Raw genomic sequence first — 14,908 nt, forward strand, 5'->3', positions numbered from 1 at the left:
GCGCTTAACCATTAAGCCGTCGGCGCCTGGGTGAATGCGCGAGACGGCCGCTTGCGCGCAGTCATCCGGCGGATGTTTGCGGAATGTTCGCGCACCGCTCACCGCCGCCTTATTGCCGCTCGCGCACCATGCGCGCACCGACACGAGTCGGCAAACGCAGGAGAAGATCGCAGATGGGTAACAACACCATGGGCAACAATCCGAACCGCGACAGCAGCGGCAAGAGCAACGAACGCCGCGAAGGCATGGGCAAGGACCAGGACCAGACTCAGCGCCAGGCCGGTCAGCGTAGCGACCAGTCCAGCCGCCAGAGCCCGAGCCAGGGTAACCAGAGCAACCAGGGCAGCCAGGTCGGCAAGACCAGCCCCAGCCGCGACCAGCACTGACGCGTCCGGTTCACAGCACAGCAAGGGCCCCGCGACAGCGGGGCCTTTGCCATGGGCGCGCTGGTTCGCCTGACCTTCACCGCATTCGCCCGAAGCTGCCGCCATGAGCACGCGTGAACCGATCGATCCAGGCCCCGTCCGCCGCCGGCTGCGCCGCGACGGCCAGGGCGGCCTGCCGTACTGACGCGATGGCCGCACTGCCGTCCGTGCATGGCCGGACCCCCAACGACAGCTCGCTGCCGCAACCCGGCAAGGGCGGCACGTATGCGCTGCTGTTCGATGCCGACGGCAACGATCGCGAGGCCGCGCTCGAGCAGGTCGATCTCGCCGCATTGTCGGAGCGCCAGCTGCTGTGGATCGACCACGAGGGCCACGGCCTGCGCCCGCTGCTGCAGCGGCTGGGCCTCGGCGACGCGGTGCCGGCGCTCGACGAGAACGGCCATGGCCAGCCACGCGTGCAGAACTTCGGCGACTGGTTCCTGGTGCGCGCGATCGCGGTCGCGCCCGGCGAGCACCTGGAATGCGCCGCGCAGCCGCTGCTGATCCTGGCCGGACGCAACTTCGTCATCACCCTGCACCGGGAACCGCTCGAATACCTGGCGCAGCTGCGCGATCGCGAGCGCGCCGACACGCGCATCGGCGTGCTCAGTGCCGAGAGTTTCACCGCCTCGCTGCTGGACTGGCAGCTGGGCACCTACTTCGACGCGGTGGCGGAGCTGGAAGCGGACGTCGACGAACTCGAAGTGCAGTTGCTGTCGCGGCCGCTGCCGCGCGGCTACGTGGCCGAGCTGGCCGTGCTGCGGCGCGCGGCCTCGCGCCTGCGTCGCATGCTGGCGCCGCACCGGCAGGTGTACGGTGCGATGGCCCGCCCGGACTTCCGTCCCGACGCCGGCAAGGAAGCCGACGTGCTGTTCCGCGGCTTGAACCAGCGCTTCGAACGCACCCTGGACGCGGTCGAGGGCGCGCGCGAACTGGTGATCGGCAGTTTCGAACTGTTCGCCACCCACACCGCGCAGCGCACCAACGACATCATGCGCACGCTGACCTTCGTGACGGTGCTGCTGGGCACGCTGGCGGTGCTGGCGGGCGTGCTCGGCATGAACTTCGAGGCGCCAATCTTCCGCACCGGCACGCGCGGCTTCGTCACCACCATCGTGCTAATGGCGGTGCTGGTGGTGGTGTCGATGGTGCTGGCGAAGCGGCGGCGCTGGTGGTGAGGCTAGTGCAGCAGGCCCCTGCCCTCGCAGACGATGCGCACGCTGTCGGCGACCTCGGCCCAGGCCGGGCACTCCGGGCTGCGGAAGCGGTTCCAGATCCGCGCCATCACCGGTTCGAGGTCCTGCCAGCGGCCGTTGAAGCAGCGCTCGCGGGCGACGCTGAGGACGGCGTCCAGGAGGATCCGGTCATCCGATGGAGTTGCCTGCCGTGACATGCCCGCGCCCCTCAGTGCCTCGCACCTGAGTGGTACGCCTGCGCGTGTGCAAACGCGGTCAACGCGCGCTGGTCATCAGCTCGAAGTACTTGCGCACCTGCGCCGCGACGTCGCTCCACTGCGGGCACTTGGGCGTGCGCAGGCGCTCCCAGGCGGAGGCCAGCACGGGCTCGACCTCGTCCCAGCCACCCTGCACGCACGCACTGCTGATCATCTGCTTGATCGCATTGACCAGTGCGTCGCCGTCACAACCGAACAGGTCGGCCATAGCCGTAGATCCCCCGGGCAGCACCCGAGGTGATGCTACGCCTGCCCCGTACAGCTGGGTAGAGCGGGGTTCACCACGCGTAACGGTTCAGCTTCCGCGCACGCCGTAGCATCGCCGCGGTGCTCGCTGGGCCGGCATTCGCGCAAGAATTCCGGTTTCTGCCTTTGGGGGAAGGACAGTGCTGATCTCGCTTTATTCCGGAGCCGCCTGCTGGCTGCTGTTGCCCAGCGACCAGACGCCGCCGGCCGCGGCCGTCGCCCTCGTCGGCCCGCTGATCCTCGAAGCCACGATTCCATCCGACGTGCTCATCGCATCGGTGTGGCGGCGCATGCAGCTGGAGATGCAGGACCACGGCTACTGCTGCATCAGCGAGGACCTGGCGCTGCTGCTGCTGGACGACTGCCTGAAACGCCACGGCGCGCTCACGATCGCGCCAGCGATCCCGGGCGACGGCGAGGACGAGGGCGAGACCCCGGTGATCGCGGCGACCTGACCCGCGCGCGCAGCGCTCAATCCAGCGCGCGCACGTACAGCGTCTTGCCGACGCTGCCCGGCGCCGAGCGCTCCTCGACGGTGAAGTGGCGCGGATGCTGGCGCAGCAGGTCGCTGAGTTTCTTCTGCCCGTACAGGCGCGGATCGAAATCCGGGCGGATCTTGTTCAAGTAACTGCCCACGCTGCCCAGGTGCGCGAAGCCCTGTTCGTCGGACGCTTCCTCGATCGCCTGGCGCACCAGTTCCACCGGCAACGGCAACGGGCCGGCCGGCTTGGCGGCGGGTGCGGGCGCGGCCGGCGGCGCGGGCTTGCCCGCGGGCGTGGCCACCTTCCTGGTCGCGACCTTCGCCGCCTTCTTCGCCGGCGGCGCGGGCCGGGGTTCCTCGGCGCGCAGCACCTCGGTGTAGATGAACTTGTCGCAGGCCTGGACGAAGGCGTCGGGCGTCTTGCGCTCGCCGAAGCCGTACACGGTCAACCCTTCCTCGCGCAGGCGCTGCGCCAGGCGGGTGAAGTCGCTGTCGCTGGAGACCAGGCAGAAGCCGTCGAAGCGCCGCGTGTACATCAGGTCCATCGCGTCGATGATCAGCGAGCTGTCGGTGGCGTTCTTGCCGCTGGTGTAGGCGAACTGCTGCACCGGGTTGATCGAATGCTGCAGCAGCGCCTTCTTCCATTGCGACTGCTGGTTGGAGGTGAAGTCGCCGTAGATGCGCTTGACGCTGGCCACGCCGTACTTGGCCACTTCCGCCAGCAGCCCCTCGATCACCGCCGGCTGCGCGTTGTCGGCGTCGATGAGCACGGCGAGGCGGCGCTGTTCGTCGTCCTGTTGCGTGGTGGCGCGGGCTTTCATGGCGATTCCTTGCGGGGCGCGGGCGTGCGCCGATGGCGTGCAGCATGCACCAGCGCGCATTCAGCCCGCCAGCGCGGCGCCGGCGCCGCCGCGCCAGACGCTGCATTAACGCGCCGGTCCCCAGCATCCGACGACACCTTGCCCGGAGTGCCGCCATGGCCATGCGTTCGAAGTCCCGTTCCAAAGCCTCCGCGCCGGCCAAGGCCACCAAGGCCACGCGCAAGCCGGCCGCGCCCGCCGCGCGCGAGACCCGCGGCAACGGCGACGAGCTGCAGCAGTACGTCGGCGGCGCGCACGCCACCCTGACCACCAACCAGGGCGTGCCGATCGCCGACAACCAGAACTCGCTGCGCGCCACCCCGCGCGGGCCGACGCTGCTGGAGGACTTCATCCTCCGCGAGAAGATCACCCACTTCGACCACGAGCGCATTCCCGAGCGCATCGTGCACGCGCGCGGCTCGGCCGCGCACGGCTACTTCGAACTGGACAAGTCGCTGGCGAAATATACCACCGCGCGCCTCTTCACCGAGGTCGGCGCGCGCACGCCGGTGTTCACCCGCTTCTCCACCGTCGCCGGCGGCGCCGGCTCGGTCGACACCCCGCGCGACGTGCGTGGCTTCGCGGTGAAGTTCTACACCCAGGAAGGCAACTTCGACCTGGTCGGCAACAACATCCCGGTGTTCTTCATCCAGGACGCGATGAAATTCCCCGACCTCGTGCACGCGGTGAAGATGGAACCCGACCGCGCCTTCCCGCAGGCGGCGTCCGCGCACGACACCTTCTGGGACTTCATCTCGCTCACGCCCGAAGCGCTGCACATGATCATGTGGGCAATGAGCGACCGCACGATCCCGCGCTCGCTGCGCATGATCGAAGGCTTCGGCGTGCACAGCTTCCGCCTGCTCGACGGCAAGGGCCGCTCGACCTTCTGCAAGTTCCACTGGCGCCCGCGCCTGGGCCTGCAGTCGACCTGCTGGGACGAGGCGGTGAAGCTGCAGGGCGCGGACAACGATTTCCACCGCCGCGACCTGTTCGAGGCGATCAGCGCCGGCAACTTCCCCGAGTGGGACCTGGGCGTGCAGCTGTTCACCGAGGAGGAGGCCGAGGCGTTTCCGTTCGACCACCTCGACGCGACCAAGCTGATCCCCGAGGAACTGGTGCCGCTGACGATGATCGGGCGCATGGTCCTGGATCGCTGGCCGGACAACTTCTTCGCCGAGACCGAACAGGTCGCGTACTGCCCGGCCAACCTCGTGCCCGGGATCGACTTCAGCAACGACCCGTTGCTGCAGGGCCGGTTGTTCTCCTACCTCGACACCCAGTTGCTGCGCCTGGGCGGGCCCAACTTCCACCAGCTGCCGATCAACGCGCCCAAGTGCCCGTTCGCCAACCAGCAGCGCGATGGCCACATGCAAATGCAGGTGCCGCGCGGCCGGGTGAACTACGAACCCAGCTCGCTCGACCCGGCCTCCGCGCGCGCCACGCCGGCCGGTTTCCAAAGCGCCGCCGAGCGGCCCGAGGATGCGGGCAAGGGCCGCATCCGCAGCGCCTCGTTCGCCGACCACTACAGCCAGGCGCGACTGTTCTACCGCAGCCAGACCGACGTCGAGCAGGCGCACATGGCGTTCGCGCTGGTGTTCGAACTGTCGAAGGTGGAGACGCCGCATGTGCGCGAAGCGATGGTCGGCCACCTGCGCCACGTCGACGCCGACCTCGCCCGCCGCGTCGCCGACGGCCTCGGCCTGGACAAGCTGCCGCCCTCGCCGCAGGCCGCGGCGCCGGTGATCGACATGCCGCCGTCGCCGGCGCTGCAGATCATCGGCAAGATGAAGAAGACGCTGGAGGGGCGCGTGGTCGGCATCCTCGTCGACGACGGTTCCGACGCAAAGACCGTCGCCGCGCTGCGCAAGGCGGCCGAGGACGCGGGCGCCACGGTCAAGATCGTCGCGCCCAAGATCGGTGGCGCGCTGCTGTCGGGCAGGAAGCAGCAGCCGGCCGACGGCCAGCTCGCCGGCACGCCGTCGGTGGTGTTCGACGCCGTGGCCCTGGTGCTGTCGCCGGACGCGGGCGCCAGGCTGGCCACGGAAGCGGCCGCCGTGGATTTCGTGCGCGATGCCTACGGCCACCTCAAGGCGATCGCCTTCGATGCCGGCGCGGGCGCAGTGCTCGACGCCGCGGGCATCGCCGTCGATGCCGGCGTGGTCACGGCGGGCGACAGCGCGAAGTTCATCAAGGCCGCGATGACCCGGCAGTGGGCGCGCGAACCGAAGCTGCGCACGCTGCCGTAGGCGTTAAAGCCGCTGCAGCGACAACCCGCTCTCGAAGCGGCGCGCCTGCCCGCTGAGCGGATCGGCGAAGGCCAGCGCGCGCGCCAGCAGCTGCAACGGCTGCGCGTAATCGTCGGCGGCGTCGGGCGCCAGGTGCGGGTACAGGCGGTCGTGGCGGATCGGCGCGCCCAGCGTCGCCATGTGCACGCGCAGCTGGTGCTTGCGCCCGCTGACCGGTTCCAGCGCGTAGCGCCACAGGTCGCCGGCGCGTTCGAGCACGTCGATGCGTGTCTCGCTGTTGGGCGCGCCTGCGACCTCGCGCATGCGGAAGAACGGCTCGCCGGGCTCCAGCCGCGAGGCATGCACCCGCGGAAACGCCGCGTCGCGCAAGGCCGGCGCGATCGCCTCGTAGCGCTTGAGGATGCGGCGCTCGCGGAACAACGCCTGGTACGCATCGCGCGTGGCGGGATCGGCCGAGAACAGCACCAGCCCCGCGGTGTCGCGGTCGATGCGGTGCAACGGCGCCAGGTCGGGATTGCCGAGCCGCCGCACCAGCCGGGCCAGCAGCGTTTCGCGCACGAAGCCGCCGGCCGGGGTCACCGGCAGGAAGTGCGGCTTGTCGGCCACCACCAGGTGCGCATCCACGTGCAGCAGCGTTTCCCGGAAGGGCAGCTCCGGCTCGTCGGCGACTTCGCGGAAGTAGCGGATCTCCGCGCCCAGCCGGTACGGCGCGTCGGCCGCCAGCGCCGCGCCGTCCGCGTCGAGCACGCGCCCGCGGGCGAAGCGGTCGAGCCAGACGTCGCGCGCGATCGCCGGGAAGCGCGCGCACAGGCAATCGAGCACGCTGCGCCACGGACCGGGCGGCAGTTGCAGGCGGCTGGGCGGCAGTTCGTTCGCATCGCGCATGGCCCCATTGTCGCCGCTGCGACGCGGCGGCGTAGGCTGCGTGCGCGCCTTAACCGTGCGGACCGCCCATCACCGGCAGGATCACGCCGCTGACGTAGGACGAGCACACCGGCGAGGCCAGGAACACGAACGCGGGCGAGATCTCCTCCGGCTGCGCGGGCCGGCCCATGTCGCTGTCCTCGCCGAACTTGGCCACCCGCTCCGCGGGCGCGTCGGCGGGATTGAACGGCGTCCACACCGGGCCCGGCGCGACGCAGTTCACGCGGATGCCGCGTTCGAGCAGGTTGCTCGCCAGGGCCTTGGTGAAGGCATGGATCGCGCCCTTGGTCGCGGAGTAGTCGAGCAGGTGCTTGCTGCCGAAGATGCCGGTCTCCGAGCCGGTGTTGATGATCGACGCGCCCTCGCCCAGGTGCGGCAGCGCGGCGCGCGCCATCTGGATGTAGCCGGCGATGTTGGTCTGCAGGGTTTCCTGCAGGTGCGCGTCGGTGATGTCCTCCAGCTTGGCGCTGTGCTGCTGGAAGGCGGCGTTGTTGACCAGCACGTCGAGGCGGCCGAACCTGGCCACGGTTTTTTCCACCGCCTCCTCGCAGAAACGCGGATCGCGCACGTCGCCGGCGAGCAGCAGGCATTCGCCGCCTTCGGCTTCCACGTGCTCCCGGGTCGCCTCGGCATCCTCGTGCTCGCTGAGGTAGGCGACGGCGACGTTGGCGCCTTCGCGCGCGAACAGGACCGCCACCGCGCGGCCGATGCCCGAGTCCGCGCCGGTCACCAGCGCGACCATGCCTTCGAGCTTGCCGCTGCCGCGGTAGTCGGGCGCGAGGAACCGCGGGGCTTCCTGCAGCTCGTGCTCGTTGCCCGGCTTGCGCAGGTGCTGCGCCGGCATCGGGTTTTGCGGCTGCTCGGCCACGCCGGCCTGCACCGGCGGCTGCTTTTCCTTCCTGGCCTGCGCGCCCTTGCGCGCATCCTGGCGGTCGACCTTGGCCTGGATCGCCTGTTGCCGCTGCACGGTGGCGCGGATCGCGTCGGCGTGCGGTTGCTTGCCGTTGCCCGAGGCGGACTTGCCGGGTGAGGACTTGCCCGTCGAGGACTTGCCCGATGGGGAGTTGGAGGAATGCGCGCGTGCCATGGCAGCTCCCGGAGTGTTCCTGTCGCGCGGATCGTCGCACCGGCGCAAGCAAGGGATCGTCAAGCAGGGGATCGTCAAGCGCGCGGCGCCGGCGTCGCTGAACAGGCGTGTGCGTTTGCAGCTTCATCAGGCACCGCGCCTTGATCCGGCCATGCCGCCATCGCGCCCATACTCGACTGCCCGAACGGAGCCCGCGATGCCGCTCAGCCGCGACCAGATCGAGGAATGGCTGCAATCGCTGGAGACGCGCGTGCCGGCGATGTTGCGCGATCGCAATGCCTTCCCGCGCCTGTTCGAGGACCAGGTGGAACTGCTGCTCGGCCGCGTGGCCGCGAACGACCGCGCGTATGCGCTGGCGCAACTGGAGGCGATCGTTGAGCGTTCCGGCTTCAACCGCCAGGCGTAGCCGCAAGCCGCTGCCGCGCGCCTTCTACCGCCGCGATCCGCGCGTGGTCGCGCCGGAACTGTTGAACAAGATCCTGCTGCGCGACGACGGCCGCGCCGGCCGCATCGTCGAGGTCGAAGCCTACGCGGGCGCGGAAGACCCGGCGGCGCATTCGTTCCGCGGCAAGACCGCGCGCAACGCGACCATGTTCGGTCCGGGCGGACACCTGTATGTGTACTTCACCTACGGCATGCACTGGTGCGCCAACGCGGTGTGCGGCGAGGTCGGCGAAGGCCACGGCGTGCTGCTGCGCGCGCTGGAACCGCTGGACGGACTCGAACTGATGCTGCAGGCGCGCAACTTCCCCACCCGCCTGCGCGATGTCGCCAGCGGTCCCGGCCGGCTCGCCCAGGCGATGGGCATCGACCGCGCGCTGGATGGCGCGGACCTGGTGCGCGGCGATCGCGGCATCCGCATCGTCAGCGATGGCATGCCGCCGCCGGAGCGCCCGGTCGCCGGCCCGCGCATCGGCATCCGCCACGGCGTCGAACATCCGTGGCGCTGGCATGTCGAGGCGCACGAGCACGTGTCGCGGACCCGGGCCGGCGTGCCGCCGGTGCGCAAGCGGCGTTGACGGCACGGGCCCAAAAACTGGTGACTTCCGGCACCTCAGTAATTCGCGCGGCAACCCGACGATGGCGCGGCCCGACAGCGGGCGTTGCGGGAGTCGATCGTGCTGGTCCAGATGCTGAAGCACACGCCGTGGTGGGTCTTCGGCCTGTTCGTTGGCCTGGCGTACCTGGGTTACCTGCAGAGCAGGGCCCGGTTCGTTTCCCGCAAGCGCCTGGCGGTCTTGCCGCTGGCGATGCTGGGCCTGTCCTTCCTCGGGGTGTGGTCGTCCTTCGGTCCCGATCCCCTCGCCTCTGGATCGTGGACAGTCGCATTGCTAGCCGCCATTGCGGTGGGATTGGCCCTGCCGCCGCCGCGAAACGTTGCGTATTCGCCCGAAGCCAGGATGTTCGCGGTGCCCGGAAGCTGGGTGCCCCTGGCGCTGATGATGTGCATCTTCTTCACCAAGTACGCGGTGGCGGTGATGCGGGCCGTGACGGCAAGCGCGTCGAACTCGATCGCATTGACTGTCGTTACTTGCACTGTATGCGGGCTATGCAGCGGCATCTTCTTCGCGCGCGCCCTGCGCGTGGCAAGGACCGCCATGCAACCGCGGCCGGCGCTGCCGGTTGGCGCCTCGGCCTGAGCAGTCGTTCACGCCGGCGCGGCTGCGCGGCCGGCGTGTTGCGGGCGACGCCAATCCACTGCGCGCCTCAGGCGGCGAGGCGATGCTCGTAATACGGCCGGTCGCGGTCGTCGAGGATGGCGTACAGCGCGGCCAGGTCGTTGCGGTCCGGATTGAGCCAGGCGTCGATGTGCTCGGGCTTGATCGGGATGATGCAGCGGTCGTGGCCGGCGGCGGCGATCTCCGGCGGCGGCTCGTCGGTGATCGCGGCAAAGGACAGCAGCTCCGGCGCGCCCTCGCCCTGCCAGTGCGACCACAGGCAGGCGACCAGCATGTCGTGCGCCGGGCGCGGGCGGAATTCCAGCACCACGTTCTCTTCCTTCTCGCCGGGCGCGAGTTCGCGGTGCTCGACGTCGTGCTTGGCGACGTTCTCGTAGAACGCGTTGACCACCATCAGCCCGTGGCTGACGCCGAACTGGCCGCGCCAGAACTTCTCCAGGCTGTCGCGGCGCGCGTTGTAGGTGCCGGGGAACTTGATGTCGTAGGCCGCCGGCGTGCCTGCGACGCGGCACTGGTAGCGCATCGGCTTGACCACGCGGCGGCCACCCTCGCTGACGATCACCGGCGCGTACCAGCCGGGGAAGATGCGCGAATCCTCGTCCACCAATGTGGTCCGGCGCAGGTCGGCGAGCTTGCCCAGCGCCCACTCGACCTTGGCGGTGGCGATGCGCTGGTCCTCCAGTGCCTTCTTCGTGGTCTTCGTCTGCAGGCTGCGCTGCGCATCGGCCAGGCGCTTGCGTTGCTTGAACAGCTCCTGCTCCAGCTTGCCCGCCTCCATGCGGTCGTACTCCGCGATCCACTGCCGCACCTGCTCGCCTTCGGCCGACTGCGCGCGGGCGAAGCTCGCATCCATCGCCTTGGCGGTCCTGACCTTGGCGCCCTCGCGCCGGTCCCAGTACAGCTTGACGAAGGTGGCGATGTCGATCACCGCGCCGTACTCGCGCACGAAGCGGTCGAAGTCCTGGCGGATCTGGGCGGAGTAGCACATGGAACCTCCGGATTGCGTCCCGCGGTTTGCAACCGCAAAGAACGGTGCAGCAAGCGGCGCGTCCACTCGTGTGACGATTGTGGACGCGGGTCAGTAGTGGATGGCTGTCGGGATGGCGCAGGAGTCGAATGTCACCGGAGACGGCAGCGATCCGGATGCACCCCGCTGGATTCGCTCTGCGCTCCACAGCGCCGCCAATGCATCAAGCACGTCGTCACGCGCGGCCAGTCGCCGCGGCACGGCCGCGAGCAGCGCCTCAATCTCAGCGGCCTGGAACGCCGCCGATAGCAGCCGCTGGCGAGCCTCGGCGCCGGCGGCGCTCTTTTTTCCATCAGCCAATCCGTGGTTGCCGTTCAACACCGCGAACGAGACCTCAGGGTGAATCTCGTGCACTTGCCGGCGCGCGAGCGGGTCGGCTTGCAGCAGGCTGTCCCACTCGCGGATCTTGGACAGGATCGCGAAGGCCTGCGCGCCAAATCCGCGGCCGTCGATCTCGCGATGGCGGCGCGACGCCTCTGGCTGCGACTCCGCATCAAGGATGCCGCGGACCGGCGCAGAGAAGATGCTGCTTGCGCGCTTCCCACCGACGAAAGTGCGGGCCAGCACGTCAGGCGCGCGGGGCCCGAGATCGGACAGCCCGATGGGAATGTCGACGGCGATGACCTGCGCGCGTCGATGCACGGCCGCAAGTTCACCTGCGCTTGAGTAGACGTTGAACTCAAGCCCGGCGGGATGGCGCCAGACGCCGATCCATCCGCGCTTCGCACCGTCCACGCCCACGCAGTAGCTCGAGGAATTCATGCGCCTCCTTCGACAGTGGTCGACCGGCCCATGCGACGACCTTGCATGGGCGGAGTACGTGTCACTGGCCGCATTCTGACGCCAATCCGTCTCCGAGTGCGCTCAGATGTCGCAGCAGCCGGGCCAGCGAGACCACGTCCTGGTGGTTGTGCGCGAGCACGCGGCGCAAGGTGTGCGCGCTGCCGCCGCGCAGGTACGACAGCCACGCGGCGGGCGCTTCCGAACCGGGCAGGTCGTCCTCGCGCAGCACGCGCAGGACCTGGCGTTCGATGGTGGCGAGGCGGCAGTTCTCGTACACGCCGCGCCAGTGCCGGCGCGAGGGATAGAGCAGGTCGACGTGCATCAGGCCGGCGAGCGGATTGGCGCGCCGGGCGAGGCGGTAGCGCGTGGCCAGCAGCGGCGCATCAAAGCACTTGCCGTTGTAGCTGACCAGGATGGTGTCGGGCGTCAGCCACGTGCGGAACGCGTCGAGCATCGCCGCCTCCGCCGCGGTGGTGGCGATGGTGAGCTGGCGCACGCGCAGTGCGCCGTCGCACCAGTCGGCCGCACCGATCATGAAGGCGCGCGTGCCGGTGCCGCCGGCGAGGCCGGTGGTTTCGGTGTCGAAGCACAGCAGGTGCTGCGAGGCGAGCATGTCCTTGCGGTCGAAGGCGCCGCAGAACTGCGCGGGCACGGCGCCGTCGGCGAGGTGCTCCTCGCGCAGGAACAGGCCGGGCGCGATCTGCGTGCCGGGGATGTCGCGATCATGATGCGGCGCGATGAGCGGGCGCTGCGGCGCACGCACGCGCAGCAGTTGACGCAGGTGTTCGATCGAGGTGTGTGCGTTCGGTACCGCGATGGCTGGCGTCGGCGTCAACGCCGCCGCACCGCCGGCCTGGCGCTTCAGCTGTTGCAGCTTCGCCAGGGTCAGCGACATGGCGATGCTCCCGAAGCTTCCGTAGCCCGGGTAAGGCCGTAGGCCGCACCCGGGGTTACCGGGAGTGCGTCCCGGGTGCGGCTTCGCCTTACCCGGGCTACGTGGCTGCGATGGAAATGAAGTGCGGGAATATGCAACGCGCCGCTGCGCGCTGGGAGATTCAACCTGCTCACCCCGGGTGCGGCCTGCGGCCTTACCCGGGCTACAAGTGCTACGTCCCCGTCAGGCGCGCTCATGCCGCCTCCAAGGCCGCCAACACGCTCAAGGCCAGCCCCTTCGGCGACGTGTCCGCATCCTCGTGCACCGCCAGCACCGGCCCCACGCAGGCCGGACACCCGCTCCTGCAATCGCAGCGTTGCACCAGCTCGCGCGCGCGCACCACCAGTTCGCGCTGCCGCCGCCACAACGGCTCGCTCTGCCCGACGCCGCCGGGGTAGTTGTCGTACAGGTACACCGTGGGCACGAAGCGGTCGTGCGCGCCTTCGCCCAGCAGGTCGATGTCGACCGCACTGCCATCGACCGCGCGCAACTGCCCGCGCCCGCGCCCGTCCGCGGTGGCGAACCACGCGCCATCGCCGCTGCCCACCGCCTTCTGCAGGTCGGCCGCATCGGCCATCACCGCCACCTTGGCGACCACGTGCAGCGCATACGCCGCGCCGAGGAAGCCGTCGAGCGCGTCCTGCCGCGAAGCAAAGCGCGCATCCAGCTCGGCTTGCGGCAACTGCCACCACAACGACGTGGTGTGCATCTCCTGGTCCGGCAGGTTCACCGGCCCGTAGCCGATGTTCTCGTGGGTGTAGTAGCGGATCTTCTTGTAGCCGGCCACGCGCCGCACCACGTGCACTTCGCCGTGGTGGCAGGTGCCCGATCCGGCCACGCAGCCATCGAAGCGCTCCAGCACCTTCAGCTTGGTGTAGTCGATCGCGTCGGTGTAGTAGTCCACGAAGGTGCGGGTGACATAGGCCTTGCGTCCCTCCCAGTCCAGCCGCTCCACCTGGTACGGCGTCGACTGCACCATGTGGATCGCGCCCTCGTACAGCATCAGCGGCGCGGAGGAGAAATCGACCTCGGCGATGATCACCTGGCGCCCGTCGGTGCGGTCGACCACGACGAAGTTGCCGTCCGCCACCGAGCGCAGGCTCACCGCATTGGCCGGATAGCTGTCGGCGATCCACTCCCAGCGCTCGCCTTCCGCATGGACCACGCCGTCCTCGGCGAGCAGCTGCAGGTACACCTCCGGATCCACGCCCAAGGGCGCGGCCGGGCCGAAGCGTTCGCCCTTGAGGAACGGCAGCTCGAACGCCGCGCAGCGGATGTGGTCGAGCAGGATCACCGGCTGGTCCGGCGCGATCCGCGCCTGCTCCGGCGTCGCCGCGGAGAAGAATTCCGGATGCCGCACCACGTACTGGTCGAGCGGATCGGAACTGGCCACCAGCACGCCGACCGAGGCCTGCTGCCGCCGCCCGGCGCGGCCGAAGCGCTGCCACGTCGCCGCGACCGAACCCGGATAGCCGTTGAGCACCACGACATCGAGCGCGCCGATGTCCACGCCGAGCTCCAGCGCCGAAGTCGAGACGATGCCGTCGATGGTGCCCGCGCGCATCGCGCGCTCGGCCTCGCGCCGCTCGGTCGGCAGATAACCGCCGCGGTAGGCGCGGATCCGCGCCGGCTTGCGCGGGTCGGAGTCGAACACGTCCTTGAGGTACTTGGTCAGCACCTCGACCATCGTGCGCGACTGCGCGAACACCAGCGTCTTCAGCCCCGCCTTGATCGCGGTGCGCGCGATCTTGTTGCTCTGCGAGCGCGCCGACGCGCGCAGGCCAAGGTCGGGATTCACCACCGGCGGATTCCACAGCAGCACGTGCTTGTCGCCGCTGGGCGCGCCCGAATCGGTGATCGCGTGGACGTCGGCTTCGAGCAGCGCCTCGGCGTGGTCCTTCGGGTTGCCGATGGTGGCCGAGCACAGGATGAACTGCGGCGACGCGCCGTAGAACGCGCACACCCGCCGCAAGCGCCGCAGCACGTTGGCCAGGTGCGAGCCGAACACGCCGCGGTAGCTGTGGATCTCGTCGATGACCACGTACTGCAGGCCCTCGAAGAACTGCGCCCACTTGGTGTGGTGCGGCAGGATGCCCTGGTGGAGCATGTCCGGATTGCTCACCACGATGTCGCCGTTGAGCCGGATCGCCTGGCGCTGGTCGCCCGGCGTGTCGCCGTCGAACGTCGCCGGCCTTAAGCCCAGATCGCCGGCCTTGTTGAGCTCCAGCAGCTCCGCCACCTGGTCCTGCGCCAGCGCCTTGGTCGGGAAGAGGTACAGCGCCTTCGCCTGCCGCGTCATCGCGCCCGCGACGACCGGCAGCGTGTAGCACAGCGACTTGCCCGACGCCGTCGGCGTCGCCACCACCACGTGCCCGCCGCGCTGCACCGCGTCCCAGGCCTCGCGCTGATGGGCGTAGAGCTGCGACACGCCGCGCGCGCGCAACGCGGCGGCGAGGCGTTCGGGGAGTTCAGTGGGCAGCTCGGCGTAGCGGCCGTCGCGCCCCGGCTGGATGAAGTGGCCGGTGACCAGGCCGCTGTGCTTGCCGGCGAGGCGGGTGGCGAGCGCACCGCCATCGGCCTTGGGCGCGGGCAAGGGCGGCGGGGCGAACAGACTCAGTGCGGATGACATCGCAGGCTCCAGAGGAAGCCTGCGTTGTAGGGGACGCAGGTCTCAGCGGCTGAGACTGGCAACGGCGCGGGCGCAGCCCGGCGAGGCGTCGCTACGACCGGACCGGATTCGCCGGCCCGGCCGCGCAGCGC

16 protein-coding genes are annotated in these 14,908 nt (G+C 69.8%); 7 read left to right on the forward strand and 9 right to left on the reverse strand.

What is annotated here, in order from left to right; translation table 11 throughout:
• Nucleotides 1-173 precede the first annotated feature (173 nt).
• Together BP05_RS12635 and BP05_RS12640 are read left to right on the forward strand one after the other, a co-directional pair.
• Nucleotides 174-386, forward strand: coding sequence for a hypothetical protein (locus BP05_RS12635; protein WP_496363987.1), 213 nt, complete (start codon nt 174-176; stop codon nt 384-386).
• Nucleotides 387-574: 188 nt separating this feature from the next.
• Nucleotides 575-1,603 carry a CorA family divalent cation transporter gene (locus tag BP05_RS12640; RefSeq protein ID WP_496363989.1) on the forward strand — a complete coding sequence of 343 codons (1,029 nt, stop codon included), beginning with the start codon at nt 575-577 and terminating at the stop codon, nt 1,601-1,603.
• A gap of 2 nt (nt 1,604-1,605) precedes the next feature.
• Here BP05_RS12640 and BP05_RS12645 read toward each other — a convergent pair whose 3' ends face one another.
• Together BP05_RS12645 and BP05_RS12650 are read right to left on the reverse strand one after the other, a co-directional pair.
• Nucleotides 1,606-1,818, reverse strand: coding sequence for a hypothetical protein (locus BP05_RS12645; protein ID WP_496363991.1), 213 nt, complete (start codon nt 1,816-1,818; stop codon nt 1,606-1,608).
• A 58-nt stretch (nt 1,819-1,876) separates the two neighbouring features.
• On the reverse strand, nt 1,877-2,086 hold the full coding sequence (locus BP05_RS12650) for a hypothetical protein (RefSeq protein ID WP_496363993.1): 210 nt from the start codon (nt 2,084-2,086) through the stop codon (nt 1,877-1,879).
• Between the two features lie 178 nt (nt 2,087-2,264).
• Between BP05_RS12650 and BP05_RS12655 the strand changes: the two genes are divergently transcribed.
• Nucleotides 2,265-2,579 carry a hypothetical protein gene (locus tag BP05_RS12655; RefSeq protein WP_496363995.1) on the forward strand — a complete coding sequence of 105 codons (315 nt, stop codon included), beginning with the start codon at nt 2,265-2,267 and terminating at the stop codon, nt 2,577-2,579.
• A gap of 16 nt (nt 2,580-2,595) precedes the next feature.
• Here the strand turns inward: BP05_RS12655 and BP05_RS12660 are convergent, their stop codons facing one another.
• Nucleotides 2,596-3,426: an NYN domain-containing protein gene (locus tag BP05_RS12660; protein ID WP_496363997.1), complete on the reverse strand. Its 831-nt coding sequence runs from the start codon at nt 3,424-3,426 to the stop codon at nt 2,596-2,598.
• Between the two features lie 155 nt (nt 3,427-3,581).
• Between BP05_RS12660 and BP05_RS12665 the strand changes: the two genes are divergently transcribed.
• Entirely contained in the window at nt 3,582-5,714 is a 2,133-nt protein-coding gene (locus tag BP05_RS12665) for a catalase (RefSeq protein ID WP_496363999.1), read from the forward strand.
• A gap of 3 nt (nt 5,715-5,717) precedes the next feature.
• On the opposite strand, the gene BP05_RS12670 is transcribed toward BP05_RS12665, so the two are convergent.
• Entirely contained in the window at nt 5,718-6,599 is an 882-nt protein-coding gene (locus BP05_RS12670; protein ID WP_496364001.1) for a pseudouridine synthase, read from the reverse strand.
• Between the two features lie 49 nt (nt 6,600-6,648).
• Entirely contained in the window at nt 6,649-7,725 is a 1,077-nt protein-coding gene (locus tag BP05_RS12675) for an SDR family oxidoreductase (RefSeq protein WP_496364003.1), read from the reverse strand.
• 196 nt (nt 7,726-7,921) lie between these two features.
• Between BP05_RS12675 and BP05_RS12680 the strand changes: the two genes are divergently transcribed.
• The 3 genes from BP05_RS12680 (at nt 7,922) to BP05_RS12690 (ending at nt 9,365) form a co-directional block, all read left to right on the forward strand.
• Entirely contained in the window at nt 7,922-8,131 is a 210-nt protein-coding gene (locus tag BP05_RS12680) for a hypothetical protein (RefSeq protein WP_496364005.1), read from the forward strand.
• A complete protein-coding gene (locus tag BP05_RS12685) occupies nt 8,100-8,744 on the forward strand; it encodes a DNA-3-methyladenine glycosylase (RefSeq protein WP_496364007.1) in 645 nt (214 codons plus the stop codon). The genes BP05_RS12680 and BP05_RS12685 overlap by 32 nt, the downstream gene beginning before the upstream one ends.
• A 99-nt stretch (nt 8,745-8,843) precedes the next feature.
• A complete protein-coding gene (locus BP05_RS12690; protein WP_496364009.1) occupies nt 8,844-9,365 on the forward strand; it encodes a DUF6622 family protein in 522 nt (173 codons plus the stop codon).
• A 67-nt stretch (nt 9,366-9,432) separates the two neighbouring features.
• On the opposite strand, the gene BP05_RS12695 is transcribed toward BP05_RS12690, so the two are convergent.
• From BP05_RS12695 to BP05_RS12710, 4 genes are all read right to left on the reverse strand, one after another.
• Nucleotides 9,433-10,392 carry an SOS response-associated peptidase family protein gene (locus BP05_RS12695; protein ID WP_496364011.1) on the reverse strand — a complete coding sequence of 320 codons (960 nt, stop codon included), beginning with the start codon at nt 10,390-10,392 and terminating at the stop codon, nt 9,433-9,435.
• Nucleotides 10,393-10,482: 90 nt separating this feature from the next.
• The gene (locus BP05_RS12700; protein ID WP_496364013.1) at nt 10,483-11,193 is read right to left on the reverse strand and encodes a DUF429 domain-containing protein; all 711 of its coding nucleotides are present in this window, start codon (nt 11,191-11,193) and stop codon (nt 10,483-10,485) included.
• Nucleotides 11,194-11,254: 61 nt separating this feature from the next.
• Nucleotides 11,255-12,109 (reverse strand): ribonuclease H-like domain-containing protein, encoded by an 855-nt coding sequence (locus BP05_RS12705; RefSeq protein WP_496364015.1) that lies wholly within the window; start codon nt 12,107-12,109, stop codon nt 11,255-11,257.
• Between the two features lie 232 nt (nt 12,110-12,341).
• Nucleotides 12,342-14,777 (reverse strand): DEAD/DEAH box helicase, encoded by a 2,436-nt coding sequence (locus tag BP05_RS12710; protein ID WP_496364017.1) that lies wholly within the window; start codon nt 14,775-14,777, stop codon nt 12,342-12,344.
• Between the last annotated feature and the right edge of the window lie 131 nt (nt 14,778-14,908).

The organism is Lysobacter oryzae DSM 21044, from assembly GCF_059568595.1.

Excerpts from the sequence above, each read along its gene's own strand:
- BP05_RS12710 (WP_496364017.1), bottom strand. The coding sequence starts at position 14,777 with ATGTCATCCGCACTGAGTCTGTTCGCCCCGCCGCCCTTGCCCGCGCCC.
- BP05_RS12700 (WP_496364013.1), bottom strand. The coding sequence starts at position 11,193 with ATGAATTCCTCGAGCTACTGCGTGGGCGTGGACGGTGCGAAGCGCGGA.
- BP05_RS12670 (WP_496364001.1), bottom strand. The coding sequence starts at position 6,599 with ATGCGCGATGCGAACGAACTGCCGCCCAGCCGCCTGCAACTGCCGCCC.
- BP05_RS12645 (WP_496363991.1), bottom strand. The coding sequence starts at position 1,818 with ATGTCACGGCAGGCAACTCCATCGGATGACCGGATCCTCCTGGACGCC.
- BP05_RS12680 (WP_496364005.1), top strand. The coding sequence starts at position 7,922 with ATGCCGCTCAGCCGCGACCAGATCGAGGAATGGCTGCAATCGCTGGAG.
- BP05_RS12660 (WP_496363997.1), bottom strand. The coding sequence starts at position 3,426 with ATGAAAGCCCGCGCCACCACGCAACAGGACGACGAACAGCGCCGCCTC.
- BP05_RS12665 (WP_496363999.1), top strand. The coding sequence starts at position 3,582 with ATGGCCATGCGTTCGAAGTCCCGTTCCAAAGCCTCCGCGCCGGCCAAG.
- BP05_RS12635 (WP_496363987.1), top strand. The coding sequence starts at position 174 with ATGGGTAACAACACCATGGGCAACAATCCGAACCGCGACAGCAGCGGC.
- BP05_RS12695 (WP_496364011.1), bottom strand. The coding sequence starts at position 10,392 with ATGTGCTACTCCGCCCAGATCCGCCAGGACTTCGACCGCTTCGTGCGC.
- BP05_RS12650 (WP_496363993.1), bottom strand. The coding sequence starts at position 2,086 with ATGGCCGACCTGTTCGGTTGTGACGGCGACGCACTGGTCAATGCGATC.
- BP05_RS12705 (WP_496364015.1), bottom strand. The coding sequence starts at position 12,109 with ATGTCGCTGACCCTGGCGAAGCTGCAACAGCTGAAGCGCCAGGCCGGC.
- BP05_RS12640 (WP_496363989.1), top strand. The coding sequence starts at position 575 with ATGGCCGCACTGCCGTCCGTGCATGGCCGGACCCCCAACGACAGCTCG.
- BP05_RS12675 (WP_496364003.1), bottom strand. The coding sequence starts at position 7,725 with ATGGCACGCGCGCATTCCTCCAACTCCCCATCGGGCAAGTCCTCGACG.